Here is a 25,718-nt window from a genome sequence, read left to right as displayed (position 1 = left end):
ACAACACAGGAGACGCCGATGTCCACGCCCCTTCCCCGCTATGTCGTGTTCGGAGAAGCCCTGACCGACATGGTCCGCCAGGCCGACGGCAGCTGGCTGGGCCTGCCCGGCGGCTCATGCTGGAACGTGGCGCGCGTGGGCGCCCGGCTGGGCATTGCCACCGCCTTTGCGGGAGCCGTCAGCCAGGACCTGTTCGGCGATGACCTGGCCCAGGCCAGCGCTGACGCCGGCCTGGACAGCCGCTTCCTGCAGCGGGTGGCGCGCTCGCCGTTGCTGGCCTTTGTCGCGTCACGCCATCCGCCGCAGTACTTCTTTGTCGGCGACGACAGCGCGGACCTGCATTTCGATCCGGCGCGCCTGCCAGAGGGCTGGCGCCAGGCGGCAGAGGTGATCCACTTCGGCTCCATCAGCCTGGTGCGCCAGCCGCTGGCGGCACGGCTGTGTGAAGAAGCCACGCTGGCCGCAACGGCGGGCAAGCGCATTGCCTTCGACCCCAACTTCCGGGACCTGATGCGCGCACCGGGCTACGCCAACGTCCTCGCACACATGCTGCGGCTGGCCAGCTACGTCAAGATCTCCGACGAAGACCTGGCCGGACTCTTTCCCACGCTCGATATCGACGCGGCACTGGCACAGGTACGCGCCATGGCGCCCGATGCAACCGTCATGCTGACGCGCGGCGCGCATGGCATGACGTTGCTCAAGGGCAGTATTGTCGTCGAGCAGCCCGCGCTCGCAGTTGATGTGGCCGACACCGTCGGCTGTGGCGATGCGGCGATGGGCGGCTGGATGGCCGGCGTGCTGTCCGGCGCGGCGGGCGACCTTGCCGCGCAGGCGCGGCTGGCTGCCGCCGCGGCGGCAATTGCTGCGACCCGGGCCGGCGCGTATCCGCCGCGGCGCGAGGAAGTGGAAGAATTGCTGGCTGCCTGAAGGGCCGGCGACAGGAGCCGCAAGCGATCAGCAACGGAAAAGCCGGAGCCAGCAAGGAAAGCCCTTTGGGAAAGCTCTGAATATGCGCCAGATTTCCAGAAAATAACCTCCTCGTTACATTGTCGGTGGCAAAGTGATGTGCTAACCAGACGGGCCTTGGCCACAGACAAACGTTGTTCGGGCGTCCTATGGACGTACGAAACTATGCAAGCGGTCGGGCTCGCTATACTTATCACACTGTGATAGCATACCTATGCGCGACCGTAGCCTCGACACACTATTGGACCTGGATGGGCTCCGCTTCGTCATGGATGACGAAAGCTTGTATTGGGTGAAAATCGTGGTGCGCACCTGCGCTGTCTCGCAGGAACGCCCTCACGGACTGAGGTATTCGCTGACACTGCATGACAGGATTGGCTGCCGTTTGCTTGGCTTTGACAATGCGCACGGCATCAATGAGGGATCCGGGCCAGGAGTGCGGACGCGCATTGAATACGACCACCAGCACATGGCGGCGGGCGTTCGATTCTACGACTACCACGATGCTTCCACGTTGCTGGAAGATTTCTGGACAGAGGTCGACAAGATCCTGCAGCAAAAGGAGTGAATGATGAGCGGCAACCTCAAGATTGGCATCGCCTCACTGGACGACTTCAAGGCCCGCACCATGGCGATCGCCCGCGGCAAACTCAAGCCCGGAAAGGATGAGCCCAAGGTCTGGTTTCAATCGCTGGACGTGCTGGCAAAGGTCCTGTCCCCAGCCAATCGCCAATTGCTTGCGCTGATCGCGGAAACGAATCCTGAATCGCTCGAAGAGCTATCGCAAAAAACCGGACGGGCCGTGTCGAACCTGTCGCGGACACTCCGCACGATGGAGGGCTATGGCTTGATTCACTTTGAACAAGGGCCACGCCGCAGGCTTGCTCCGCGCGTTGACTACAGCGGCGTGGAGCTTGAGCTTGCTTTTCACTAGCGTCCGCTGACATGATTGGCTGCATGGCCGGCGCGCTTGCCACTACAGCAGGAACGCCGGCCACAGCAGCTGCCCGGGGTTGAGCGCCGCGAAACTGCTGCTCTTGAGCAGGCGGCAATGTCCGGGCGGCAAATACTCTCAACGACGCGATCACCCCGAGCCATGCGCCACGCGCATGCATTCATGCGGAGATATCGCTACCGTCTGCGCCCCGCCTTCTCCTAACATCAGCTGCACCATCTGCCCGGCCGGCCTGAGACGACACCGGCCCTTGCCCCCGGCAGCTGTCACAGAGGAGGAAACACCCATGCAAAACAGCGCTGCGCCAACGAGCGCGCCCTACACACCGGCTGCGCCAGCGGCGCCCGCCATCCAGCCCAGCCAGCGCCGCCGCGCCATCATCGCGACGGTGATCGGCAATGGCCTGGAATGGTTCGATTTCACCGTCTACAGCTTCTTCGCGGTCATCATCGCGAAGCTGTTCTTTCCCACCGGCGACGACCTCAGCTCGCTGCTGCTGGCCGTGGCCACCTTCGGCGTGGGCTTCTTCATGCGCCCGGTGGGCGGCATCGTGCTGGGCATCTACGCCGACCGCGTGGGCCGCAAGGCGGCACTGTCGCTGACCATCCTGCTGATGGCGCTCGGCACCACGCTGATCGGCATTGCGCCCACATACGACCAGATCGGCCTCTTCGCCCCGCTGCTGATCGTGGTGGCGCGCCTGATGCAGGGCTTCTCCGCCGGCGGCGAGATGGGCGGCGCCACCGCCTTCCTGACCGAGTACGCCCCGGCGCGCCAGCGTGCCTACTACTCCAGCTGGATCCAGGCCAGCATCGGCGTGGCCGTGCTGCTGGGCGCGGCGGTGGGCACCTTCGTCACCAGTTCGCTGAGCACCGAGGCACTCAACAGCTGGGGCTGGCGCCTGCCGTTCCTGCTGGGCATCGTGATCGGCCCGGTGGGCTACTACATCCGCCACCACCTCGATGAAACCCCGACCTTCCGCGACAACGCCGAGCGCGCCGATTCACCGCTCAAGGAAATCGTGCAGGCCTACCCGCGCGAGACCCTGGCCAGCTTCTCGATGGTGATCCTGTGGACGGTGTGCACCTATGTGCTGCTGTTCTACATGCCGACCTACGCGGTCAAGGTGCTGAAGGTGCCGCAGGCCGATGGCTTTATCGCCGGCATGGCGGGCGGCAGTGCCATCATGGTGTTCGCGCCGCTGGTGGGCCTGCTGGCCGACCGCATCGGCCGGCGCGTGCTGCTGAGCGGCTCGGCGCTGCTGATCCTGGTGCTGGCGTGGCCGATGTTCGCGTATATCAACCATGCGCCCGGCCTGGCTTCGCTGCTGGTGTTCCAACTGGTGTTCGGCGTGCTGATCGCCACCTATACCGGCCCGATCCTGGCGGCGTTCTCCGAACTGTTCCCGGCGCGCGTGCTGTCGACCGGCCTGTCGGTGGCCTACAACTTCGCGGTGACGATCTTCGGCGGCTTTGCCTCCTTCATCATCACTTGGCTGATCGCCACCACCGGCAGCAGCATGGCCCCGGCCATCTACGTGATGATCGCCGCCGCCATCAGCCTGGTCGGCACCCGCTTCGTGCGCGAACCTTCCTACCTGCAACAACGCTGACATGTCCCAGAGTCCCCAGATCCTTTTCCACGGCGGCGATGTGCTCGAACCCGGCACGGGCGAGCTGCTGCGCGGCCACGATGTCCTGGTTGAAGGCGAGCGCATTGCCGCGGTCGGCCCGGCCATCGATGCCCCCAACGCACAGCGCATCGACGCGCGCGGCAAGACCGTGATGCCCGGCCTGATCGACTGCCACGTGCATGTGCTGGCCTCGCTGGCCAACCTCGGCCTGAACGCGGTGCAGCCCAACGTGCTGGTGGCGATCCGCGCGCTGCCGATCATGCAGCGCATGCTGGAGCGCGGCTTCACCACGGTGCGCGATGCCGGCGGCGCCGACTGGGGCCTGTCGCAGGCGGTTGCCACCGGGCTGGTGCCGGGGCCGCGCATCTTTGCGTCGGGCAAGGCGCTGTCGCAGACCGGCGGCCATGGTGATTTCCGTCCGCGCTCGGATGTGCTGGAGCCCTGTTCGTGTGCCTTCCGCGCCGGTGCCATCGCGCGCGTGGTGGATGGCGTCGATGCCGTGCGCCTGGCCGTGCGCGAAGAAATCCAGAAGGGCGCCAGCCAGATCAAGATCATGGCCTCGGGCGGCGTGGCCTCGCCTACCGACCCGATCGGCAACACCCAGTACAGCGAAGACGAGATCCGCGCGATCGTTGCCGAAGCCGAAGCCGCACAGACCTATGTGATGGCCCACGCCTACACCGGCCGCGCCATCACGCGCGCGGTGCGCTGTGGCGTGCGCACCATCGAGCACGGCAACCTGGTCGACCGCGACAGCGCCGACGAGATGCGCAGGCACGGCGCCTTCGTGGTGCCGACGCTGGTCACCTACGACGCGCTTGCGCGCGACGGCGCCCGCCTGGGCCTGCCGGCCGACTCCGTGGCCAAGATCGAGACCGTGCGCCAGGCCGGCCGCGACTCGCTGCGCATCTATGCCGATGCCGGCGTGCCGATGGGCTATGGCTCGGACCTGCTGGGCGAGATGCACGACCACCAGGCCGAAGAGTTCCGCATCCGCGCCGATCTGCTCGGCAACCTGGAAGCGATCCGCTCGGCCACCTCGATCGCGGCCGCCATCCTGCAGCGCGAAGGCGAGCTTGGCACCGTGCGCGCCGGCGCGCTGGCCGACCTGCTGCTGGTCGACGGCAATCCGCTGGCCGATATCGGCCTGATCGCCGGCCAGGGCGAGCGCCTGAGCGTGGTGATGCAGGCCGGCCGCATCCACCGCCGCGCCGGCTGATCCGGGCGGCGCGCCCCTCCCGCTGGCCTCCAGCTGGATGCGCCGGCGGTCTATCATGGCGGCTTCTCTGACCGGAAACCCCATGCGCATTTCCCCGCTCCCGCCCCTGCCCAACCTGGTCGCGTTTGAAGCCGCGATGCGCCACGGCAGCTTCACCCGCGCCGCGGCCGAACTGCACCTGACCCAAAGCGCGATCAGCCGCCAGGTGGCCCAGCTGGAAGACTTTCTCGGGCGCAAGCTCTTTATCCGCGAACCGCGCGCGCTGCGCCTGACCGTCAGCGGCCAGCGCTATGCCGAGGTGGTGCAGCGCCTGCTGGTGGGCTGCGCCGAAGCGACCGAAGACGTGATGAAGGTGCGCAGCCATACCGCCCTGACGGTGGCGTGCTCCAGCGGCGTGGCGGTGCTGTGGCTGACGCCGCGGCTGGCCTCGTTCCGCGAGGCGCACCCCGAGATCCAGCTGCGCCTGACCGTCAACGACAGCCTGGCGTCACTGTCGCCGGCGGAGTTCGATATCGGCATGTACTATCTGCGCGAGGGCCCGCCGCCGGGACTGGCAGCACGACGGCTGTATGGCGAGGAAGTGTTCCCGGTGTGCGCGCCGGGCTACCTGAACGGCCGCACGCTGGCCCCGGCCGCGCTGGCCAATGAAACGCTGCTGATGCTCGACGACGGCCAGCGCCAGTGGATGTCCTGGCAGACCTGGCTGGCCAACCAGGGCCTGCCCGACGCCACGCTGCGCAACGTGCTCACCTCCAACCAGTACCCGATCCTGCTGCAGCTGGCCATGGAAGGCCATGGCATCGTACTGGGCTGGCGCCATATGATCGACGCCTGCCTGCGCGAAGGCCTGCTGGTGCGCGCCAGCGAGGCCAGCGCCAGCCTGGGCGGCGGCTACTACGCGGTGTGGCCGCGCGACCGGATGGAACCGGCCGCGGCGCGCGCGTTCCGCAGCTGGCTGGTGCGGCAGGCGACGCCTGCACCAGCCTGATCGCTCAGGAACCCGCCTTGTAGTTCGTATCCTTGACGATCTTCGCCCACCTTGCCGCATCCTCGGCAATGGTCGCGGCAAACTGCTCCGGTGTGCCACCCACCACCTCATAGTCGATCGCTGCCAGGCGCTGCTTGATCTCGGGCTGCGCCAGGATGCGGTTCACCTCCTGGTTCAGCCGCGTGACGATTTCCTTGGGCGTGCCAGCCGGTGCCAGCAGCCCCGCCCAGGAATTGAAGGCCATGCCGTCATAGCCGGCCTCATGCATGGTCGGCACGTCCGGCAGCGCGGGCGAGCGCTTGGACGCGAACACCGCCAGCGGACGCAGCTTGCCGGCCTTGATCATCGCCATGCCGTTGAACGGGTCGATGGTCATGTCGACCTCGCCTGCCACCACTGCCTGCATCTGCGGCCCGGTGCCGCGGTAAGACACGCTGACGACGTCCGGCGTGCCCGCCGCGGACTTGAAGGTGGCGCCGATCAGCTCGATCATGCTGCTGCCGGCCGACAGGCTCAGCGGCTTGGTCTTGGACTTGGCCAGCGCCACGAACTCCTGCACGGTCTTGGCCGGCACCGACGGATGGACCACCATCACGAAGCCGATATTGCTGATCTGCGAGATCGGCGCAAAGCTCTTCAGCGGCTCATAGCCCGCCTTGTACAGCACCGGGCTGAGGGTCTGCGCGCCGGCGCTGTTCAGCAGCAGGGTGTAGCCGTCCGGCGCCGCGCGCGCCACGATGTCCGTGCCGATGATGCCGTTGGCGCCGGGACGGTTTTCCACCACCACCGACTGCTTGAGCGCTTCGCCCAGCTTCTGCGAAATCAGCCGCGCCACCACGTCTGTGGCCCCGCCTGGCGCAAACGGCACCACCATGCGGATCGGCTTGCTGGGATAGGTGTCACTCCAGGCCAACGCGGGCATCGCGCCCAGCATGGCGGCGCACAGCATCAGGCGGCGGCGCAAGTTCGGTTTCATCGGGTTGTCTCCTGGACGGCGGTTGTCGGAAGCCGGCACCGGCATGGCCAGCCATGGCTGGCACCTGCATTTATTCATAGTTGTGAATTAGATTTTACCCACATAAATTATCCCGTCAACCGAGGGTATGTGCGGACAGGCGGCCGACCGTGACGCTGACGGTACCGACCCCGCCGGAAGTGCAGGCGAAGGACGCGGCCAACACGGTCTGCACCTGAGCCGCTGGGTTCAATCATGCAAAAAGGGACGCCAAGGCGTCCCTTTTTGCTACTGCTTCCGAACCTCCGATTGGGGCGGAAGATGGTCACGTACCGGCCCTTGCGGGCAGGGAAATCGGCCGCTATCCGGATGCTCGAAGGCGCGTCACAGCATTGATCGCTACCACGGAATCGGCTGGCGATCGCGGAAGAAGCCGCCGGTGGGACCATCGTCGGGCAGCGTTGCCAGCCAGATCACAGTGTCGATGCACTGCTCCGGCGAGCGCGGCGCATCGGGGCCGCCCAGATCGGTGCGACACCAGCCCGGGCACACGGAGTTGACCTTGGCGCCGTGATCGGCCATCTCGGCGGCCAGGATGCGCGTGACGGCATTCAGCGCCGTTTTCGAGATCCGGTAAGCCGGCACGCCGCGGCCCATCTCCGCCAATTGCCCCATGCCCGAAGCCAGGTTGACCACCCTCGCGGCGCGGCTGGCGCGCAGCAGCGGTGCCAGCGCCTGGGTGGTCCGCAGCACGCCGAACAGATTGGTTTCCAGGGTGCGGCGCAGGGTCGCGAGCGGCAGTTCGAGCAGGCTGGTGTGATAGTGGTCGAGCGAAACACCAGCGTTGTTGATCAGCACGTCCACGCGTCCGAAGCGTTCGCTCAGCCAGTTGGCCAGTGCGGCCGCCGAGCCTTCTTCCGTGACGTCAAGGCGGTGGCATGCGATCGGATGCCCCGCGAGCCGGAGCTCTGCCTCAAGCCCAGCGAGGTCCGCCGGCGTGCGCGCCGTGGCGACGACCAGATGGCCTTCAACAGTGGCCAGACGGCGCGTGGCTGCGCGGCCCAGGCCGCGGCTCGCGCCGGTGATGACGGTAATGGGTTGGTTGGCCATGCCTGAGGTCCTCCTCGCTGGCGCAGATAAGCCATCTATACACCGTCGGTTACGACTTTTGTTAGGCGGATTTCCGTGCCGGAACAAATCAGGACCGAATTGGTTCTAATTTAAGAAACACTGGTGGCGACGATGCTCAGACTTAGCAAGCTGACTGACTATGGCACGGTGATCATGACGCACCTGGCGCGCAACCCGGGCCGGATCTACAGTGCGGCCGAGGTCGCCGCCGCGATCGGTGTGGCGGTTCCGACGGCAAGCAAGATTCTGAAGATGCTGGCAAGGCACCACTTGCTGGAGTCTCTGCGCGGTGCCAATGGCGGCTACCTGCTGGCGCGACCGCCGGAACAGATTTCGATCGCACAGGTGATTGACGCCATGGAAGGCCCGGCGGGCATGACCGAGTGCAGTGTCGCTGCCGGCCTGTGTGCGCAGGAAAGCCTGTGCGCCATCCGCGCCAACTGGCAATCGATCAATCAAGTCATCTTTAGCGCACTGAATGGCGTGACGCTGGCGGATATGGCGCAACCGGTGTTGCACCCGGTGGATATCGGCGCCTTGCGCGCCCGACGCGCAAACGGGCCGCAAGCTGACATTTTGTGATTCAGGTGACAGTGGCAAGCGAAGGCAAACCATGGCAACCCCGGCACGCAAGCTCGATGAACTGATCAGCCATGGCTATAAGCATGGCTTCTATACCGCCGTTGAGACGGACACGGTGCCGTGCGGGCTGGATGAGGACGTGATCCGCATGATCTCGGCCATCAAGGGCGAGCCGGAGTTCATGCTGGAGTGGCGTCTCAAGGCCTTCCGCCACTGGCTCACGATGTCCGAGCCGCACTGGGCGACGGTGACGCACCCGCCCATCGACTACCAGGCAATCGCCTACTATGCCGCGCCGCGCTCCCAGAAGGCCGGACCGAAGACGCTGGCCGAGGTCGATCCGGAGTTGCTGCGCACCTACGAAAAGCTGGGCGTGCCGCTGCACGAGCGCGAGCTGCTGGCCGGCGTGGCCGTGGACGCGGTATTCGACAGCGTCTCGGTGGCCACCACCTTCAAGCAGAAACTGGGCGAACTCGGCATCATCTTCTGCTCGTTTTCCGAGGCGGTGCGGGAGCATCCGGCGCTGGTGCAGCAGTATCTCGGCTCGGTCGTGCCCTATACCGACAACTTCTTCGCCTCGCTCAACTCCGCCGTGTTCAGCGACGGCTCGTTCTGCTATATCCCGCCCGGGGTACGCTGCCCGATGGAGCTGTCGACCTACTTCCGCATCAATGCCAGCAACACCGGCCAGTTCGAGCGCACCCTGATCATCGCCGACCAGGGCGCTTACGTCAGCTACCTGGAAGGCTGCACCGCGCCGATGCGCGACGAGAACCAGCTGCATGCCGCGGTGGTGGAGCTGATCGCGCTGGAAGACGCACAGATCAAGTACGCGACCGTGCAGAACTGGTATCCGGGCGACAAGGACGGCAAGGGCGGCATCTACAACTTCGTCACCAAGCGCGGTGACTGCCGCGGCGCGCGCTCGAAGATCTCGTGGACCCAGGTGGAGACCGGCTCCGCCATCACCTGGAAGTATCCGAGCGTGATCCTGCAGGGCGACGACTCGGTCGGCGAGTTCTATTCAGTCGCGCTGACCAACCACTACCAGCAGGCCGACACCGGGACCAAGATGACGCACCTCGGCAGGAACACCAGGAGCACCATCCTTTCCAAGGGCATTTCGGCCGGCCACGGCCAGAATGCTTATCGCGGGCTGGTGAAGATGGCCAGGAGCGCGGTCGGCGCACGCAACTACTCGCAGTGCGATTCGCTGCTGCTGGGCGACAAATGCGCCGCCCATACCTTCCCTTATATCGAGGTGAAGAACGCCACCGGCCAGGTCGAGCACGAGGCCTCCACCTCGCGCATCGGCGAGGACCAGTTGTTCTACTGCCAGAGCCGCGGCGTCAGCGCGGAGGATGCAGTCTCGATGATCGTGAACGGCTTTTGCAAGGAAGTATTCAAGGAGCTGCCGATGGAATTCGCGGTGGAAGCCCAGAAGCTGCTGGGCGTGAGCCTGGAAGGCAGTATCGGATGAAAGAAGCCAGCCATGCTTGAGATTCGCAAGCTGCACGTCAGCGTAGACGACAAGCCCATCCTGCACGGCATCGACCTCAGCGTGAAGGCCGGCGAGGTGCACGCCATCATGGGCCCGAACGGTTCGGGCAAGAGCACCCTGGCCCACGTACTGGCCGGGCGCGACCGCTTTACCGTGACAGAGGGCGAAGTCCTCTATGACGGCACCAGCCTGCTTGGCATGCCGCCGGAAGAGCGCGCCCGCGCGGGCATCTTCCTCGCCTTCCAGTATCCGGTGGAAATCCCCGGCGTCTCCAATATCTACCTGCTCAAGGCGGGGCTCAACGCGATCCGCAAGCACCGTGGCGAGCCGGAGCTGGACGCCATGGATTTCCTCGCCCTGGTCAAGGACAAACTCCAGCTCATGGAGATGGACCAGGACCTGCTTTACCGATCGGTGAACGAGGGCTTCTCCGGCGGCGAGAAGAAGCGCAACGAGATCCTGCAGATGGCAGTGCTGGAGCCGCGGCTCGCCATTCTCGACGAGACCGACTCCGGCCTCGACATCGATGCACTCAAGATCGTCGCCAGGGGCATCGAGGCCATGCGCAGCCCGCAACGCGCGATTGTGCTGGTCACGCACTACCAGCGCCTGCTCGACTACATCGTGCCGGACCAGGTCCACGTGCTTGCGCAAGGCCGCATCGCCAGGTCCGGCGGGCCGGAGCTGGCGCGCGAACTGGAGCGGCACGGCTATGCCGCGATGGAGTCTTCGACATGAGCGCAAGCGGACTGGAGCACTATCTCGCCGAGTTCGCCCGCGTCGAGGCCGCACTGCCCGGCCGCCGTCTGGGCTGGCTTGCGCACGCGCGGCGGCAGGCGCTGGATCATTTCGCCCAGGCCGGGTTCCCCACGCTGCGCCACGAGGACTGGAAATACACCAGCGTGGCCGCACTCGAGCGAAGCCGCTTTGCCGTGGCACTGCCGCAGGCCGGCGACAGCCCGGACCCCGCGGTGGCAGCCCAGATCGAGGCGCTTGCCCTGGCCGGCGCGCAGCTGATGGTGTTCGTCAATGGCACGCACCAGCCGCAATGGTCGCGCATCGGCACCCTGCCTGCGGGCATCGAGCTGGCCAGCCTCGCCGCGACGCTGGAGCGCGCGCCGGACTGCCTGGAAGCGCTGCTGTTGTGTCGCACAAGCGACTACCCGTCCGGCTTCGCCGCCTTGAACATGGCGTTCATGACCGACGGTGCCTATATCCGCGTGGCGGCCGGCACCGTCCCGGAACAACCGATCCACTTGCTGTTCCTTGCCACCGCTGCCGAACTGGCAACCCATGCGCGCAACCTCGTGGTGGCGCAAGCCGGCAGCCAGGTCTGCATCGTGGAGCACCACGCCGGCCTGGATGGCCTGGCCTATTGCACCAATACCATCACTGACATCGTTGCCGAGCGTGATGCGCAGGTCGAACATCACAAGCTGCAGCAGGAGAGCCTCAAGGCCTTCCATATCGCCGGAGTGAACCTGGACCAGCGGCAGGGTAGCCGCTGCGCCTCCAGTTCCTTTGCCCTGGGCGGCGCCCTGGCGCGGGTCGACATCAATGTCGGGCTGAATGCCGAGCATACCGAGTGTTCGCTGGACGGGCTGTATATGACCGCCGGGCGGCAGCATGTCGACCACCACACCCGCGTCGACCACGCCAGCCCGCACAGCAAGAGCCGCGAGTTGTACAAGGGCGTACTGGCGGGCGCCTCGCGCGCCGTCTTCAACGGCAAGGTGGTGGTGCATGCCGATGCCCAGCACAGCGATGCGCACCAGTCCAACCGCAATCTGCTGCTGTCCGACCAGGCCGAGGTCGACACCAAGCCGCAACTGGAGATCTATGCCGACGACGTCAAATGCGGCCACGGCGCCACCGTCGGCCAGCTCGACGCCGAGCAGATCTACTACCTGCGCTCGCGCGGGATGGACGATGCCGCGGCGCGTGCGCTGCTGACCTTTGCCTTCGCCGAAGAGGTCGTCAGGCGGCTCGGCCCGGCCCCATTGCGCACGCGGCTGGAAACGCTCTTGCGCGGCAAGCTGCCGGAGCCTGTGAAGGAGCTGCCATGAACACGGCTGCGCATGAACGGATGGCCGTGGAGCACGCGGTGCCGGCCGCCAGCCTGGAGGTGGAGCGGTTGCGGAAGGATTTCCCGATCCTGCGCCAGACCATCAACGGCAGGCCGCTGGTCTATCTGGACAACGCCGCCACCACCCAGAAGCCGCAAAGCGTGATCGATTGCGAAGCGCATTACTACGCCGCGCTCAACGCCAATATCCACCGCGGCGTGCATACCCTGAGCCAGCGCGCCACCGATGCCTACGAGGCCGCGCGCGACGCAGTGCGAGACCTGATCAACGCCGCCGGGCGCGAGGAAATCGTGTTCGTGCGCGGCACCACCGAGGCCATCAACCTGGTGGCGGCAAGCTTCGGCCAGCGCCTGCGCCCGGGCGACGAGGTCCTGATCAGCGCGATGGAGCACCACTCCAATATCGTGCCGTGGCAACTGGCGTGCCAGCGCACCGGCGCCTTGCTGCAGGTGGCGCCGATCAACGATGCCGGCGAGCTGATGCTGGAGGAGTTCGCGCGATTGCTCGGCCCGCGCACCAGACTGGTCGCGCTGACGCACCTCTCCAACGCGCTTGGCACCGTCAACCCGGTGCGGCACATCATCGAGCTGGCGCATGACCATGGCATCCCGGTGCTGATCGATGGCGCCCAGGCCGTGCCGCACCTAAAGGTCGACGTGCAGGCCCTCGATTGCGATTTCTACGCGTTCTCCGGGCACAAGCTTTACGGGCCCACCGGCGTCGGCGTGCTCTACGGCAAGGCCGCGCTGCTCGATGCCATGCCGCCGTACCAGGGCGGCGGGGACATGATTCGCGAGGTCACGTTCCGCAAGACCACCTACAACGAGCTGCCCTACAAGTTCGAGGCGGGCACCCCCAATATCGCCGGCGTCATCGCCCTTGGCGCCGCCATCGGGTACGTGCGCGCGCTCGGCCTGGAAGCCATCGCCGTCCACGAGCACGCGCTGCTCGCCTACGCCAGCGCGCAGGCAGCGAGGATCGCCGGCCTGCGCATGATCGGCACGGCTGCCGACAGGGCGAGCATCCTCTCGTTCACGCTGGACGGCATCCATCCCCACGATGTCGGCACCATCCTCGATCAGCACGGCGTCGCGGTCCGTGCCGGCCACCATTGCGCCATGCCGGTGATGGAGCGCTTCGGCGTGCCCGCCACGGTGCGCGCTTCCTTCGCGCTGTACAACACGCGTGAAGAGGTGGATGCACTGTTTGCTGCCGTGCGCGCGGCACAGGAGGTATTCGCCTGATGTCTGACCTGCGCAACCTCTACCAGGAAGTGGTTGTCGACCACAGCCGCTCGCCGCGCAATTTCGGGCGGCTGGCGGCAGCGAACCGCCGCGCCGAGGGCTTCAACCCGCTGTGCGGCGACCGGCTGACGCTGTACCTGAGAATCCGCGACGCGGTGATCGAAGACGCCAGCTTCGAGGGCTCGGGCTGCGCCATCTCCACTGCCTCTGCGTCGCTGATGACGGAAGCGCTCAAAGGCAAGACCGAGGCGCAGGCGCGGGCCTTGTTCTGCGGCTTCCACGCGCTGGTCACCGAAAAGCCGGGGCAGTCCGAAGTGCCGATGGGAAAGCTGGAAGTCCTGGCCGGCGTGCGCGAGTTCCCGGCGCGCGTGAAGTGCGCCACCCTGGCCTGGCATACCATGCAAGCCGCTTTGGAGAACAGTGCCAGGCCGGTCTCAACGGAGTAGAACCCCATGAGCATGATCGATTGGCTGCACAAGGCCAGGGAACACGAAGACAGGTTCGAGGCTGAGCCGGACAGCCTCGAGGGGCGGGTGATAGCGGCCTTGCGCACGGTGTACGACCCCGAGATCCCGGTCAATATCTACGACCTTGGCCTGATCTACCAGCTATCGGTGGACGAAGCCAGCGGCAAGGTCGGGATCCGCATGACGCTGACCGCGCCGGGCTGCCCGGTGGCGCAGACCTTCCCCGGCGTGGTGGAGAGCGCGGTGATGGAAGCCAGCGGGGTGGACGCGGTCGAGGTAGAACTGGTGTGGGACCCGCCCTGGTCGAGAGAACGGATGAGCGAGGCGGCACGCCTGGAACTGGGGCTGCTCTGAGATGAGCGAGTGGATCGATGTCGCCCGAGCCGAGGACTTCGCGCCCGGCACTTGCCGCAGCGTCGATATCGATGGCGTCCAGGTCGCGGTATTCAATGTGGATGGCAATTACTACGCCATCGAGGACCTCTGCTCGCATGAGGCCGAGCCGCTCTGCGGCGGCGACGTGGAAGGCCAGGAAGTCGTCTGCCCGCGCCACGGCTCGCACTTTTCCCTGCTGACGGGCGAGGCGCTGTCCCCGCCCGCCTACGAGCCGGTGGCGACGTTCCCGGTCCGGGTGGCGGACGGCAAGGTGCAGGTCAGGGACGAGCGCGGGGAATAAGCGTACAACCCCGATCAGTCACTTGGCCGGGGGCGGGTCTGGACGCACTGTCGCCAGGCTGCGCCGCCTTGCCATCCCCGCCGATCCCATCTCTAATAGTCTTGAGTACCGTCCAGGCAACCAACGACGGCCAGGAGGCGAAATGCGCTGCACCAGTTGCGGTTTCGCGAACCTCGCGGGAGCCAACTTCTGTGAGGCGTGCGGAGCAAAGCTTGGCCGAGCCTGCCCGCAGTGTGGTGAGGAAGCCACTGCAGCCGCGAAGTTCTGCCGCGCTTGCGGCTTTGCGCTGACCGACGCCCCGGTCGGCACCGCTGCCACGCCAGCGCCGCCCGCGGCCACGGCCCCGGTCCTCTACACCCCGCCCCACCTTGCCGGGCGCATCCTGGCCGAACAGGCGGCAATGGAGGCCAGGGGCGAGACCGCCGGCGAGCGCAAGACCATCACCGCGCTGTTTGCCGACATGGCCGGCTCGACCGCGCTGACGCAGGACCTCGACCCCGAAGACGCGCGCCGGCTGATCGACCCCGTGGTGACGCTGATGATGGAAGCCGTCCACCACTATGAGGGCTATGTGGCCAAGTTCCTCGGCGACGGCATCCTGGCGCTGTTCGGCGCTCCGATTGCCCACGAGGACCATGCCTTGCGCGCGCTCTACGCGGCGCTGCGCATGCAGGACGCGATGCATCGCCACAGCGACCGCGTGCGGCTGGAGCAAGGCATCCCGCTGCAGATCCGGATCGGCGTCCATACCGGCGAAGTCGTGGTGCGCTCGATCCGCAAGGATGACCTGCACACCGACTACGATCCGGTCGGGCACACCATCCATATCGCTTCGCGCATGGAGGGGATTGCCACGCCGGCGTCGATCCTTGTCAGCGAATCGACCCACAAGCTCACCGAAGGCTATTTCGAGTTCACGGCGCTGGGGACCACCCATGTCAAGGGCGTGCGGGATCCGCTCGCGGTATATGAAGTCGTCGGCCTGGGAGCCTTGCGCACGCGCCTGCAGGTGGCCGCGCACCGCGGCCTCGCCAGGTTTGTCGGGCGCCAGGATGAGCTGGCGCACTTGCACGCGGCGCTGGGGCAGGCCAAGGCTGGACACGGGCGCATTGTTGCGGTGGTCGGCGAAGCGGGGGTCGGCAAGTCCCGGCTGTTCCATGAGTTCAAGGTCAGATCGCAGCAGGGCTGCCTGGCGCTGGAGACCTTCTCGGTCTCGCACGGCAAGGCGTTTGCCTACCTGCCGCTGATCGAGATGCTGAAGAGCTATTTCCAGATCACGGCGCAGGACGGCGACCGCAGCTGCCGCGAAAAGGTGACCGGCAGGCTGCTGACCCTGGACCGTTCGCTGGAAGAACACCTGCCCTACCTGCTCTACCTGCTCGGCACCATCGAGCCCGACTCGCCGTTGCCGACCATGGACCCGACCATCCGGCGCCAGCGCACCTTCGAGGCGATTGCGCGGCTGCTGGTCCGGGAAAGCCTCAACCAGCCGCTGGAAGTCATTTTCGAAGACCTGCAATGGCTGGACGGTGAGACCGAGGCCTTCCTCAATATGCTGATCGACCATGTGCCCGGCGCGCGCATCCTGCTGCTGGTGAACTACCGGCCGGAGTACAGCCATCGCTGGAATGCGGACGGGCATTATTCGCAGCTGCAGCTGCAGCCGCTGGGGCAGGCGGAGGCGCAGGAACTGCTGACCGCGCTGCTCGGGGACGACCGCAGCCTGGTGCCGCTGAAGCGGCTGATCCTCGACAAGACCGAAGGCAATCCCTTCTTCATGGAGGAAGTGGTCCAGACCCTGGCCGAGGAAGGCGCGCTGCTCGGCCAGCCCGGCTGCTACCGCATCGAGACCGCGCCGGCCCTGCTCCATATCCCCACCACCGTGCAAGGCGTGCTGGCCGCCCGTATCGACCGGCTGCCGCTGGCCCAGAAGGAGCTGTTGCAGACCCTGGCCGTGATTGGCAAGGAGTTCCCGCTGAGCCTGGTCCTGCGCGTGACCGGCTTGCCGGAAGACCACCTGCATCCGCTGCTGTCCGACCTGCAGGCTGCGGATTTCATCTACGAACGGCCGGCATTCCCTGAGGTCGAGTACGCCTTCAAGCACGCGCTGACCCAGGAGGTGGCCGGCAGCTCGCTGCTCACCGAGCGGCGCAGCGCCTTGCATGAAAGCTCCGCCCAGGCCATCGAGGCGCTCTTCCATGGCCGGCTCAAGGACTACTGCAGCGAACTGGCGCACCACTACAGCAACAGCGGCAACATCCCGAAGGCGGTCGAGTACCTGCACTGCGCCGGCCAGCAAGCCCTGCTGCGCTCGGCGCAGGCCGAAGCGATCCGGCACCTGAGCACGGCCATCGACCTGCTCAAGCGGCAACCCGACAGTGCCGAACGCGCGCGCCAGGAACTGACGCTGCTGCTTGCGCTCGGGCCGGCCCTGATTGCGGCCCGGGGCCAGGCATCGCCCGAAGTCGAGGGCAATTACCGGCGGGCGCTGGCCTTGTGCGAGCAAGGCCAGCAAACGCCCTACCTGTTCTCCGCACAGCTGGGGTTGTGGGCGTTCTATCAGCTTCGTGCGCAATACGAGGTCTCGCTGCCTTTGGGCAAGCGGCTGCTTGCGCTGGCCATGAAGTCGCAGAAGCCCAAGCAGCTGGCGGAGGGTCATCGCGCGATCGGCGCCACGCTGTTCCGCCTTGGCATGCTGGACGCCGCGCGCAAGCATGTTGAGGCGGTGCTCGCGGTGCCGCATCCTGAGCAACCGGCGTACGACTTCCTCACGGGCTACGGGCGCGACCCGGCCGTCCACGCCACCAGCACGCTGGGCTGGATCCTGTGGTACCAGGGCTTGGCGGACCAGGCACTGGCGCGCTGCCAGGAGGCGCTGGCCATGGCCCGTGCCCGCCCGGATGCGTACAACCTTGCCCTGTGCCTGGTCTTTGCCGCGGAACAGCATCAATGCCGGCACGAAGTCCGGCTGACACAGGAGTACGCCGAAGCCGCCATCGCCATCTCGGGCGAACAGGGTTTTCCGATCTACCTGGCGTGGGGCACCGTCCTGCAGGGCTGGGCGATGGCGGCGCTGGGCAGTCACCAGGAAGGCGTTGCGCTGATGCGCCAGGGCGTGGCCGCCTATGAGGCCACCGGCGGCAGACTGGGCATGCCGAACCTGCTGGCCCTGGTTGCCGAGGCCTGCGGCAAGGCAGGCCAGACCACCGCCGCGCTGGACGTGCTCACGCAGGCACAAGCGCTGGTGGAAGAGACCGGAGAACGGCTGGATGAGGCAACCGTGTACCGGCTGCGCGCCGAGATGCTGCTGCAGCTGTCGGCAGAGCGCCCTGCGCCGCCGGCCGCGCAGGAGGAAGCCGAAGCCTGCTTGCACCGGGCCATCACGGTCGCCCACGAACAAGGTGCAAAGCCGCTGGAGCTGCAGGCCACCCTGAGCCTGGCCCGGCTGTGGCGGCAACAAGGCAAGGTCGACGCGGCGCGTCAAGTGCTGGCGCGGGTCCACGGCAGCTTCAGCGAGGGCACCGACACCGCGGACTGGCAGGAGGCCCAGGCACTGCTTGCAGCGCTGGCGGCCGACCAGGCCAATACCCCGGAGCGCCCCCACGCATGACCTCGACGCCAGGCCTCCCCCTGCAAGACCGCTTCGTCGCGCTGTGGACACGTGCGGGCGGCACGCACGCGGCCGACGCCTATGCCGATCTCGCTCGTTGCTACGGTGAGCCGACGCGGCACTACCACACCCTCGACCATGTCCGTCGCTGCCTGCAAGACCTGGACTGGGCGCGCAGCGCGATACCGGATACCGACGAGGTGGAACTGGCGCTCTGGTGCCACGACGTCATCTACGTGCCCGGCGCCACGGACAACGAGCAACGCAGCGCCGCATGGTTGCGCCATTGGTCAGGCGGCAGCATCGCCGCCGCCGCGCGCGTGGCCGCCCTTATCCTGGAAACCACCCACGCCGAAGTGCCGGCAAGCCTGGCCGGCCGCTTCACCGCCGACATCGACCTGGCGGCGCTGGGCTGCAGCCGCGCGCGCTTCCAGGAAAATGGCGCCAACCTGCGGGCCGAACGCACCGACCTGGACGACGCCGCCTATGACGCCGCCGAGCGCGCCTTCCTGAGTGCGCTGCTGGCCAGCCCGCGCATCTACACCACCGACCTGTTCCAGGCGCGCTACGAGGCGCAGGCACGCGCCAACCTGACGTGGCGGCTGGCGCAGGCGGCCTGGCCTACAGGAACTCCCCGCTGATATCGATGCTGGAGCGCCGGCCCACGCTGTCGTAGTGCTGCTCCAGCCACCGGCTCGCTTCTGCGCGGCCCTTGTCGCGCAGCGAGCACAGGAAATTCCAGTCGGCGTTGTACTTGGTGGAAACCCCCAGCGCGGCCATGGTCTGGTCCGAGCGGATCGAATGGATCCACACCTCCTTCATCTCCGTGCCGTCGAGCTTGCCCTGCTGGATCAGCGACGTGACGAAGGCAATGGCGCGCATCTCGCGCATCAGCGACGAGTTGAAGCTGACCTCATTGACGCGATTCAGAATATCCGCGGCCGTGGTCGGCACGCCGTGGCGCACGATCGGGTTGATATGGACGATCACCACATCGTGGGTCTGGCAGTGATAGATCAGCGGGAAAATCGCCGGGTTGCCGACATAGCCGCCATCCCAGTAGTGCTGGCCGTCGATGCTGACCGCCTGGAACAGCGTGGGCACGCAGGCCGAGGCCAGCACGGCGTCGATGCTGAGTTCCTCGGGCGGGAAGATGCGTATCCGGCTGGTCTCGATATTGGTCGCACACAGGTAGAGCCGGATCGGGCAATGCTCGCGCAGTGCCGCAAAGTCGACCTGGCTGCCGAGCACGTCGCGCAGCGGATTGAGGTTGTTGGGATTGAACTGGTACGGCGACAGCAGGCGCAGCGCGATGTCGGCCATCGCATACATCGGCGAATGGTTCAGGCCCAGCGTATGGCTGCTCTTGAACCAAGGCAGCCACCGGAACGGGTTGTAGCGCTGCGCCGAGTGCGCGATCGCCTCCCAGAAATCATGCAAGGCCAGGCGCGCGCCGTCACTGCCGCCCTGCAGCAGCCCGTAGGCCAGCACGGTGGCGTTCATGGCCCCGGCGCTGGTGGCGCTGACGCCTTCGATCGCCAGCCTGCCGTCCTCCAGCAGCCGGTCGAGCACGCCCCAGGTAAAGGCGCCATGCATGCCGCCGCCCTGCAGGGCGAGCGCCACAGGCTTGGGTTGTGCAGGCTCTGGCTGCATGCGGTCTTCCCTTCAGCGGCGGCAACCCGCCATGCTCAAGTGTAGGGAAGAACTGTGCGTGCAGCGTAGTGCCGGACGCGCGCAGCGGCACACAGCACGTGTGCCCTGGCCGGGCAGGCCCAGGGCCGCAAGCTCCGGGACGATGCGCTGGCGCATAACGCAACTGAGCCAGGCTGCGGCCAGGTACTACAATGGCCGCATAAAAGCAGAACAGCTTTCCTTCGTGCGTCAAATACCTCACTTTCCGGCCCGCAAAGCCATTTCCCGCCCGGCCTCCCTGATCGTTGCCGCCAGCCTTGTCCTGGTCTGCATGATCGCGGCCCTTGGTGCGCTCGCCCTGGTGCAGATGCGCAGGGATGCACTGGACAATGCCAGCGAGGCCTCGGCCAACCTGGCGCTGACGCTGGAACGCAGCATCACGCGCAACCTGCAGATCCATGAGCTGGCGATCGGGGGCATAGTGGAAGCCATGCACGATCCCGCACTGCTGGCGCAACCGCCGGCGCTGCGCCAGCGGCTGCTGTTCGACCGCTTGATCAACGCCGAAGACATGGGCTCGCTGCTGGTCACCGACGCCAACGGCACGCTGGTGTTCGACTCGCACCAGTGGCCGCCGCGCCCGGTCAACGTTTCTGACCGCGACTACTTCCAGGTCCACCGCAGCGGCGATCACAGCGGCCTGTTCCTGAGCCGGCCGTTCCAGCCGCGCCTGGCGCCGGAGAACAAGTCCATCGGCATCAGCCGGCGGCTTTCCGCACCGGACGGCAGCTTTGCCGGCACCGTGGTCGGCACCTTGCGCCTGAACTACTTCCGCAAGCTGTTCGATGGCGTAAGCCTTGGCGCGGGCGGCACCCTGACGCTGCTGCGCACGGACGGCACCATCATCATGCGGCGGCCCTATGAAGCCGAATCGATCGGGCGCGACATCTCCGGCAGCCCGTCATTTGCACCGCTGCTGCAAGGCACGCAAGGCACGTTTATCGGCGTCGCGGCAGTCGACGGGGTGCAGCGGCTCTACAGCTTCAGGCGCACTCCGGGCTTTCCGCTGCTGGTCGTGGTGGGACGCGCCACCCACGACGTGCTGGCACCCTGGCACAAGCGCGCCTGGGTGTTCGGGGCGATGATCATCGCGCTGGACGCTGCCATCATCGCGCTCTCGGTATTGCTGTCGCGCCAATGGCGGCGCCGTGTCGAGATGGAAGAGCACCTGCGCTGGATGGTCAACACCGATGGCCTGACCGGCCTTGGCAGCCGCCGTGCGCTGGACGATGCCGCCGACGTGGAATGGCGGCGCGCGCGCCGCCACAGCCAGCCTTTGTCGCTGCTGATGCTGGACGTCGACCACTTCAAGGAATTCAATGACCGCTACGGCCACCAGGCCGGTGACGATGCGCTGGCAGCGGTGGGCGCCTGCATCCAGCGCCAGGTGCGGCGGCCGGGCGACTATGCGGGGCGCTATGGCGGCGAAGAGTTTGCCATCCTGCTGCCGCACACCAACGCTGCCGGCGCGGCCGCCATGGCGGAGGCCATCCGCGCTGCCGTCCAGGCCTTGCAGATTCCGAATGCTGCCGGTGCCGACGGGCACTTGACGGTCAGCATCGGTGCGGTGACCGATGCCAACGGCCCCGGCAACGAAAAGGATTTCGCCGAGCTGCGCGCCTTTCTCCGTGCCGGCGACGAAGCGCTCTACCTGGCCAAGCGCTCCGGGCGCAATTGCGTCGCAACCTTCGGCGCCACGGCAGCGGCGATGGCGTCCTGAGGGCCCGGCGCCGCGGCTACGCCAGTTCGAACCCATGCCGCGCCAGCGGCAGTGAACGGATGCGCTCGCCCGTGGCAGCAAACAGCGCATTGGCCAGCGCCGGCGCCAGCGTCGGCACCGCCGATTCCCCCACGCCGCCGATGCGCTCGCCGCTCTGCACCAGCACAGCCTCGAAGCGCGGCGTCTGGGCCAGGCGCAGCAGTGGGTAGTCGTGGAAATTGGATTGCTGCACGCGCCCGTCGCCAATCGTGATGACGCCGGACAGCGCCGCGCTCAGGCCCCAGATGCTGGCGCCCTCAAGCTGGCGCTCGACCGTGGCGGGGTTGATCACGGTGCCGCAGTCGATAGCATTGACGATGCGGTGCAGCGTGATGCGCTTGTCCCGCACCGACAGCTCCACTACCGTCGCGCACAGCGAGCCCCATGCCTGCGACAGCGCCACGCCCTGGAAGCGCCCCGCCGGTGCGCCGCCCCAGCCGGCCTGCTGCGCCAGCCGGCGCAGCAAATCCGCCTGGCGCGGGCGCTCGGCCAGCAGGCGCAGCCGGAACTGCAGCGGATCAGTCCTGGCATGGTGGGCCAGCTCGTCGATGAAGCTCTCGGCAAAGAACGTGTTCTGGGTATAGCCCACGCCGCGCCAGAAACCGACCGGCACGGCGGTATTGACCATCGCATGGCGCACGGCGACATTGGGCAGCGCGTAAGGCAGGTCCACCACGCCTTCGACCGACTTGGGATCGACGCCGCCCTTGACCCGGTCCGGGAAATTGCGGATGTAGATCGATGAGCACGCCAGCCGCGCATCCAGCGCGCGGATGCCTGCCGCGCCGGGTGCCAGCACGGCGCTGAAGCGCGCCGCCGCCGCGGGGCGGTAGAAGTCGTGCTGGATATCTTCCTCGCGCGACCAGATCAGCTTGACCGGCTGTCCTGCCGCTTTCGATGCCAGCGCCGCCTGCAAAAAGACGTCGAACTCCTCGCGCCGGCCGAAGCCGCCGCCGACAAAGGTCGAATGCACGACGATGCGTTCGGCCGGCAGGCCGAGCACAGGCGCCAGCCGATGCGCGATCTCGCCGCAGACCTGGGTCGCCCCCCAGATCTCGGCACGGTCGGCGCGAACGTCGGCCGTGGCATTCATCGGCTCCATGGTCGCGTGCGCGAGGTACGGGACTTCGTATTCGGCGGTATAGGCCTGGCCGGCCTGCATGTGCGCATCGGGGTCGCCATTGCGCAACGCCAGCGCCGAAGCGCTCCGCGCGGCTTCCCGGTAGCCGGCCATCAAGGCAGCATCGCCGACGGGTTCGCCTTGCGGCAGTTTCCAGTCCGGCCTGAGCGCGGCCAGGCCCTTGCGCGCGGTCCAGTAGCTGTCGGCCAGCACCACCACGGCGTCGTCCAACGGCACCACGCGCCGCACGCCGCGCACGGCCAGCGCCGGCCGGGCCTCGACACGGTGCAGCTTGCCGCCGAATGCCGGGCAGGCCATCACCGAGCCCACCAGCATGCGCGGCACCTTGACATCGACGCCGAACACCGCAGCACCGCGCGTCTTCAGCGGAATGTCGAGCCGGTCAGTCGGGCGGCCCAGCAGCTTCCAGTCGCGCGGATCCTTCAGCGCCACGCTGGCCGGGCGCGGCAAGGCGGCAGCCCGCGCTGCCAGCGCACCGTAGCCAAGCGTCCGGCCGCTGGCCTCATGACGCACCACGCCCTGTACCGTACGGCACTCCGCGACCGGCACTTTCCAGCCCTGCGCCGCGGCTTCGCGCAGCATCTCGCGCGCCGTAGCGCCGATGCGCCGCAGCGGCTCGAACGACCAGCGCGCGGAGGTGCTGCTGGCGGTCGCCTGTACCTTGAACATGCGGTTGTTGTAGACCGGATCGGTGGGCGCCAGCTCCGCGCGCACCTGCTTCCAGTCGCACTCCAGCTCTTCGGCAATCAGCATCGGCGCCGATGTCATCACGCCCTGCCCCAGCTCGGCGGAAGGCACCATGATGGTCACGCTGCCATCGGCATCGATGCGCAGCCACGCGTTGATATCGTCGGGATCGCGCGCGGGCGCATCCGCGGCCTTTGCCAGCGGCAGGTGGAAGCCCAGCACGAACGCTGCCGGCACGGCGCTGGCAGCCTGCAGGAAGCGGCGGCGACTGGTGTGGCATTCGCTCACGATTGCGCCCTCCCGTCGGTATCGGCCATGTTCTGTCCCCTGGCGGCGCGCAGGATGGCGCGCTCCACGCGCGGGTAGGTGCCGCAGCGGCACAGGTTGGTGATGCCGGCGCGAATGTCTTCAGGCGCGGGCTCCGGGTTCTCCTTCAGCAAGGCGCAGGCGGCCATGATCATGCCGGACTGGCAGTAGCCGCACTGCGGCACCTGCTCGACAATCCACGCACGCTGCACCGGATGCGAATTGTCGGCCGACAATCCCTCAATGGTCGTAATGTCGGCACGTGCCACGCTGCCCACGGGCGTGATGCAGGCGCGCACGGCCTTGCCGTCGACATGCACGGTGCAGGCCCCGCACAGGCCGGCACCACAGCCGAACTTGGTCCCGGTATAGCCCAGGTAGTCGCGCAATACCCACAGCAGGGGCATGTCGCGGTCGGCATCGACGGCATGGCGCTTGCCGTTGATCTTCAGCTGCAGTTTCATTGGGGGTCTCCTCGTCGCGCACCGGCTTCGCAGTGGCCGGTTCGGTGCGGCCCAGTATCGGCCGCGCGGCATGGCAGGACAATCGACTTGTTTTGCCATGACCTGTGAGGCAAGATCACAGCCATGATCCGCAGGCTCCCCTCGATGCAAGTCCTCCAGGCCTTTGCCGCCACCGCGCGCACGGGCAACATGACGCGCGCCGCCGATGCGCTGTGCGTGACGCACGGCGCCATCAGCCGCCATATCCGTGCGCTGGAGGCACAGCTGGGCTGCACCCTGTTCCTGCGCGCCGGCCGGCAACTGGAACTGACCGCCACCGGGCGCGAGCTTGCCGATGAACTGGAAAATGCCTTGCGCGCGGTCGAACTGTCGCTGGCCGGTGCCACCGAGCGCCGCGCGCGTGAACGCCAGTCGCTGAGCGTCAATGTCAGCCCCGAGCTGGCCGGCGCCTGGCTGGTACCCAAGCTGCCGCGGTTGCGCGAAGCCCTGCCCGGCCTGGACCTGTCTATCGCAGCCAGCACCGACGACCCGAACTTCGCCCGCTCCGACCTCGACGTCAGCCTGCGCTACGGTCCCGCGCCCTTCACCGGCTACCAGTGCGTGAAGCTGCTGGACGACGACATCATCGCGGTATGCAGCCCCGACTTCGCGCAGCGGCACGCGGGCATGACGGCCGCAGACGCCGCGCACCTGCCGCGGCTGCGGCACGCGCGCTTTCGCTGGGCGCAATGGGGCGCGGCGGCGGGGGTGGTGCTGGACGAGCCGGAAGACGGCATCGTCTTCGACTGCCGCGCACTGCTGATCGAAGCCGCCGCCAGCGGCCTGGGGCTGGCGCTGACGCGCGCCTTGCTGGCACGGGAGGCTATCGCCGCGGGCAGGCTGGTGCAGCCGTTGGCCGCCAGCTTTCCCGCGAGCCACAACTGCTACATCGTCTGGCGTGGGGACAATCCCAAGCAGGCGCTGATCCGGCGCTTCGCGCTGTGGCTGCGCGACGCTGCGGTGCAGGCGTGACCGGCACCGCCCAGCCGCTAGCCCTTCCCTCCCCGCCACACCTGCAGCAGATCCCACGCCGGCGCTTCCCCTTCCGGCTGTGGCAACGCTTGCGCCTCGACCAGCATCGCGCCGGCCTGCGCCTGCAGCTTGTCCAGGCAGCGCGACAGCACGCGCGCCTCTTCCGCCGTCAGGCAGGCAGCCAGCCGCGTATTGAAGTCCCGCGCCTGTGCGAACGCTGCACGGTAGACGGCTTCGCCTTGCTCGGTCAGCGTGAAGGCTGCTGCGCGCCGGTCCTGGGTACGCGTTTCGCGGCGGACCAGACCGCGTTCCACCAGGGCGTGGACGGCGCGGCTGGCCAGCACCTTGTCCAGGCCGGCGCTTTCGGCCAGTTCGGTCAGCCGGGTGCCTGGCTGCTCGCCAAGGAAGGAGATCATGCGCCATTCGCGCCGCGTGACGCCCGCCCTGGCGCGCAGGTGCAGCGCCGTGGCGCCCAGCGCGACGCGGTTCAGGTGGTAGATCCGGTAGTTGATGAAATCCGCCAGCCGCTGCGGCCGCTGCAGGCGGTTGCCGCTGTTGTCGTGTGCCATGCCACACCTGCCAATTAGTTGACTTTGTCAATTATATCGACGGGTGTTAGCTTGCATCGACGCCGCTCGCCG

24 protein-coding genes are annotated in these 25,718 nt (G+C 67.1%); 18 read left to right on the top strand and 6 right to left on the bottom strand.

Going from position 1 to position 25,718, the window contains the following annotated elements; genetic code table 11:
* The first annotated feature begins 18 nt into the window (after positions 1-18).
* From AC3WQZ_RS00630 to AC3WQZ_RS00605, 6 genes are all read left to right on the top strand, one after another.
* Positions 19-930 carry a carbohydrate kinase family protein gene (locus AC3WQZ_RS00630; RefSeq protein ID WP_010814488.1) on the top strand — a complete coding sequence of 304 codons (912 nt, stop codon included), beginning with the start codon at positions 19-21 and terminating at the stop codon, positions 928-930.
* 253 nt (positions 931-1,183) lie between these two features.
* Entirely contained in the window at positions 1,184-1,537 is a 354-nt protein-coding gene (locus AC3WQZ_RS00625; RefSeq protein ID WP_010814489.1) for a toxin-antitoxin system TumE family protein, read from the top strand.
* On the top strand, positions 1,538-1,903 hold the full coding sequence (locus tag AC3WQZ_RS00620; RefSeq protein ID WP_010814490.1) for an HVO_A0114 family putative DNA-binding protein: 366 nt from the start codon (positions 1,538-1,540) through the stop codon (positions 1,901-1,903).
* A gap of 307 nt (positions 1,904-2,210) precedes the next feature.
* On the top strand, positions 2,211-3,536 hold the full coding sequence (locus tag AC3WQZ_RS00615; protein WP_010814491.1) for an MFS transporter: 1,326 nt from the start codon (positions 2,211-2,213) through the stop codon (positions 3,534-3,536).
* Position 3,537: 1 nt separating this feature from the next.
* The gene (locus AC3WQZ_RS00610) at positions 3,538-4,776 is read left to right on the top strand and encodes a metal-dependent hydrolase family protein (protein WP_010814492.1); all 1,239 of its coding nucleotides are present in this window, start codon (positions 3,538-3,540) and stop codon (positions 4,774-4,776) included.
* Positions 4,777-4,858: 82 nt separating this feature from the next.
* On the top strand, positions 4,859-5,764 hold the full coding sequence (locus AC3WQZ_RS00605) for a LysR substrate-binding domain-containing protein (protein ID WP_010814493.1): 906 nt from the start codon (positions 4,859-4,861) through the stop codon (positions 5,762-5,764).
* Between the two features lie 4 nt (positions 5,765-5,768).
* Here AC3WQZ_RS00605 and AC3WQZ_RS00600 read toward each other — a convergent pair whose 3' ends face one another.
* Positions 5,769-6,740 (bottom strand): Bug family tripartite tricarboxylate transporter substrate binding protein, encoded by a 972-nt coding sequence (locus tag AC3WQZ_RS00600; RefSeq protein WP_010814494.1) that lies wholly within the window; start codon positions 6,738-6,740, stop codon positions 5,769-5,771.
* Between the two features lie 378 nt (positions 6,741-7,118).
* Positions 7,119-7,829, bottom strand: a complete 711-nt coding sequence (locus AC3WQZ_RS00595) for an SDR family oxidoreductase (RefSeq protein WP_010814495.1) — start codon at positions 7,827-7,829, stop codon at positions 7,119-7,121.
* A 132-nt stretch (positions 7,830-7,961) separates the two neighbouring features.
* Between AC3WQZ_RS00595 and AC3WQZ_RS00590 the strand changes: the two genes are divergently transcribed.
* The 10 genes from AC3WQZ_RS00590 (at position 7,962) to AC3WQZ_RS00545 (ending at position 18,658) form a co-directional block, all read left to right on the top strand.
* Positions 7,962-8,432 carry an SUF system Fe-S cluster assembly regulator gene (locus tag AC3WQZ_RS00590; RefSeq protein WP_492299921.1) on the top strand — a complete coding sequence of 157 codons (471 nt, stop codon included), beginning with the start codon at positions 7,962-7,964 and terminating at the stop codon, positions 8,430-8,432.
* A gap of 31 nt (positions 8,433-8,463) precedes the next feature.
* Entirely contained in the window at positions 8,464-9,912 is a 1,449-nt protein-coding gene (gene sufB, locus AC3WQZ_RS00585) for a Fe-S cluster assembly protein SufB (RefSeq protein WP_010814497.1), read from the top strand.
* Between the two features lie 12 nt (positions 9,913-9,924).
* A complete protein-coding gene (sufC, locus tag AC3WQZ_RS00580; protein ID WP_010814498.1) occupies positions 9,925-10,671 on the top strand; it encodes a Fe-S cluster assembly ATPase SufC in 747 nt (248 codons plus the stop codon).
* Complete coding sequence (gene sufD, locus AC3WQZ_RS00575) at positions 10,668-11,999, top strand: Fe-S cluster assembly protein SufD (protein ID WP_011617282.1); 1,332 nt, start codon at positions 10,668-10,670, stop codon at positions 11,997-11,999. Before sufC ends, sufD begins: the two co-directional genes overlap by 4 nt.
* Complete coding sequence (locus tag AC3WQZ_RS00570; protein ID WP_492299757.1) at positions 11,996-13,264, top strand: SufS family cysteine desulfurase; 1,269 nt, start codon at positions 11,996-11,998, stop codon at positions 13,262-13,264. Before sufD ends, AC3WQZ_RS00570 begins: the two co-directional genes overlap by 4 nt.
* Positions 13,264-13,710 (top strand): Fe-S cluster assembly sulfur transfer protein SufU, encoded by a 447-nt coding sequence (gene sufU, locus AC3WQZ_RS00565; protein ID WP_010814501.1) that lies wholly within the window; start codon positions 13,264-13,266, stop codon positions 13,708-13,710. The genes AC3WQZ_RS00570 and sufU overlap by 1 nt, the downstream gene beginning before the upstream one ends.
* Positions 13,711-13,716: 6 nt before the next feature.
* Complete coding sequence (locus AC3WQZ_RS00560; RefSeq protein WP_010814502.1) at positions 13,717-14,085, top strand: SUF system Fe-S cluster assembly protein; 369 nt, start codon at positions 13,717-13,719, stop codon at positions 14,083-14,085.
* 1 nt (position 14,086) lies between these two features.
* Positions 14,087-14,407, top strand: a complete 321-nt coding sequence (locus tag AC3WQZ_RS00555; RefSeq protein WP_010814503.1) for a Rieske (2Fe-2S) protein — start codon at positions 14,087-14,089, stop codon at positions 14,405-14,407.
* A 142-nt stretch (positions 14,408-14,549) separates the two neighbouring features.
* Positions 14,550-18,017, top strand: coding sequence for an adenylate/guanylate cyclase domain-containing protein (locus tag AC3WQZ_RS00550; RefSeq protein WP_058696797.1), 3,468 nt, complete (start codon positions 14,550-14,552; stop codon positions 18,015-18,017).
* Positions 18,014-18,658: an HD domain-containing protein gene (locus AC3WQZ_RS00545; protein WP_454750256.1), complete on the top strand. Its 645-nt coding sequence runs from the start codon at positions 18,014-18,016 to the stop codon at positions 18,656-18,658. The genes AC3WQZ_RS00550 and AC3WQZ_RS00545 overlap by 4 nt, the downstream gene beginning before the upstream one ends.
* On the opposite strand, the gene AC3WQZ_RS00540 is transcribed toward AC3WQZ_RS00545, so the two are convergent.
* Positions 18,639-19,670, bottom strand: coding sequence for a patatin-like phospholipase family protein (locus tag AC3WQZ_RS00540; RefSeq protein WP_010814506.1), 1,032 nt, complete (start codon positions 19,668-19,670; stop codon positions 18,639-18,641). The genes AC3WQZ_RS00545 and AC3WQZ_RS00540 overlap by 20 nt on opposite strands.
* A gap of 142 nt (positions 19,671-19,812) precedes the next feature.
* On the opposite strand from AC3WQZ_RS00540, the gene AC3WQZ_RS00535 reads away from it, so the two are divergent.
* Positions 19,813-21,429, top strand: coding sequence for a sensor domain-containing diguanylate cyclase (locus tag AC3WQZ_RS00535; RefSeq protein ID WP_011617285.1), 1,617 nt, complete (start codon positions 19,813-19,815; stop codon positions 21,427-21,429).
* Positions 21,430-21,445: 16 nt separating this feature from the next.
* On the opposite strand, the gene AC3WQZ_RS00530 is transcribed toward AC3WQZ_RS00535, so the two are convergent.
* Together AC3WQZ_RS00530 and AC3WQZ_RS00525 are read right to left on the bottom strand one after the other, a co-directional pair.
* Positions 21,446-23,584, bottom strand: coding sequence for a xanthine dehydrogenase family protein molybdopterin-binding subunit (locus AC3WQZ_RS00530; RefSeq protein ID WP_492299756.1), 2,139 nt, complete (start codon positions 23,582-23,584; stop codon positions 21,446-21,448).
* Positions 23,581-24,066 (bottom strand): (2Fe-2S)-binding protein, encoded by a 486-nt coding sequence (locus tag AC3WQZ_RS00525; protein ID WP_010814509.1) that lies wholly within the window; start codon positions 24,064-24,066, stop codon positions 23,581-23,583. Before AC3WQZ_RS00525 ends, AC3WQZ_RS00530 begins: the two co-directional genes overlap by 4 nt.
* A 144-nt stretch (positions 24,067-24,210) precedes the next feature.
* On the opposite strand from AC3WQZ_RS00525, the gene AC3WQZ_RS00520 reads away from it, so the two are divergent.
* Entirely contained in the window at positions 24,211-25,077 is an 867-nt protein-coding gene (locus AC3WQZ_RS00520; RefSeq protein ID WP_234788111.1) for a LysR substrate-binding domain-containing protein, read from the top strand.
* Positions 25,078-25,094: 17 nt separating this feature from the next.
* On the opposite strand, the gene AC3WQZ_RS00515 is transcribed toward AC3WQZ_RS00520, so the two are convergent.
* Positions 25,095-25,646, bottom strand: coding sequence for a MarR family winged helix-turn-helix transcriptional regulator (locus tag AC3WQZ_RS00515; protein WP_010814511.1), 552 nt, complete (start codon positions 25,644-25,646; stop codon positions 25,095-25,097).
* Between the last annotated feature and the right edge of the window lie 72 nt (positions 25,647-25,718).

The organism is Cupriavidus sp. FW305-26 (assembly GCF_058787975.1).
The sequence above is the reverse complement of the archived record's forward strand: the minus strand, read 5'-3'. Positions and strand labels throughout refer to the sequence as shown.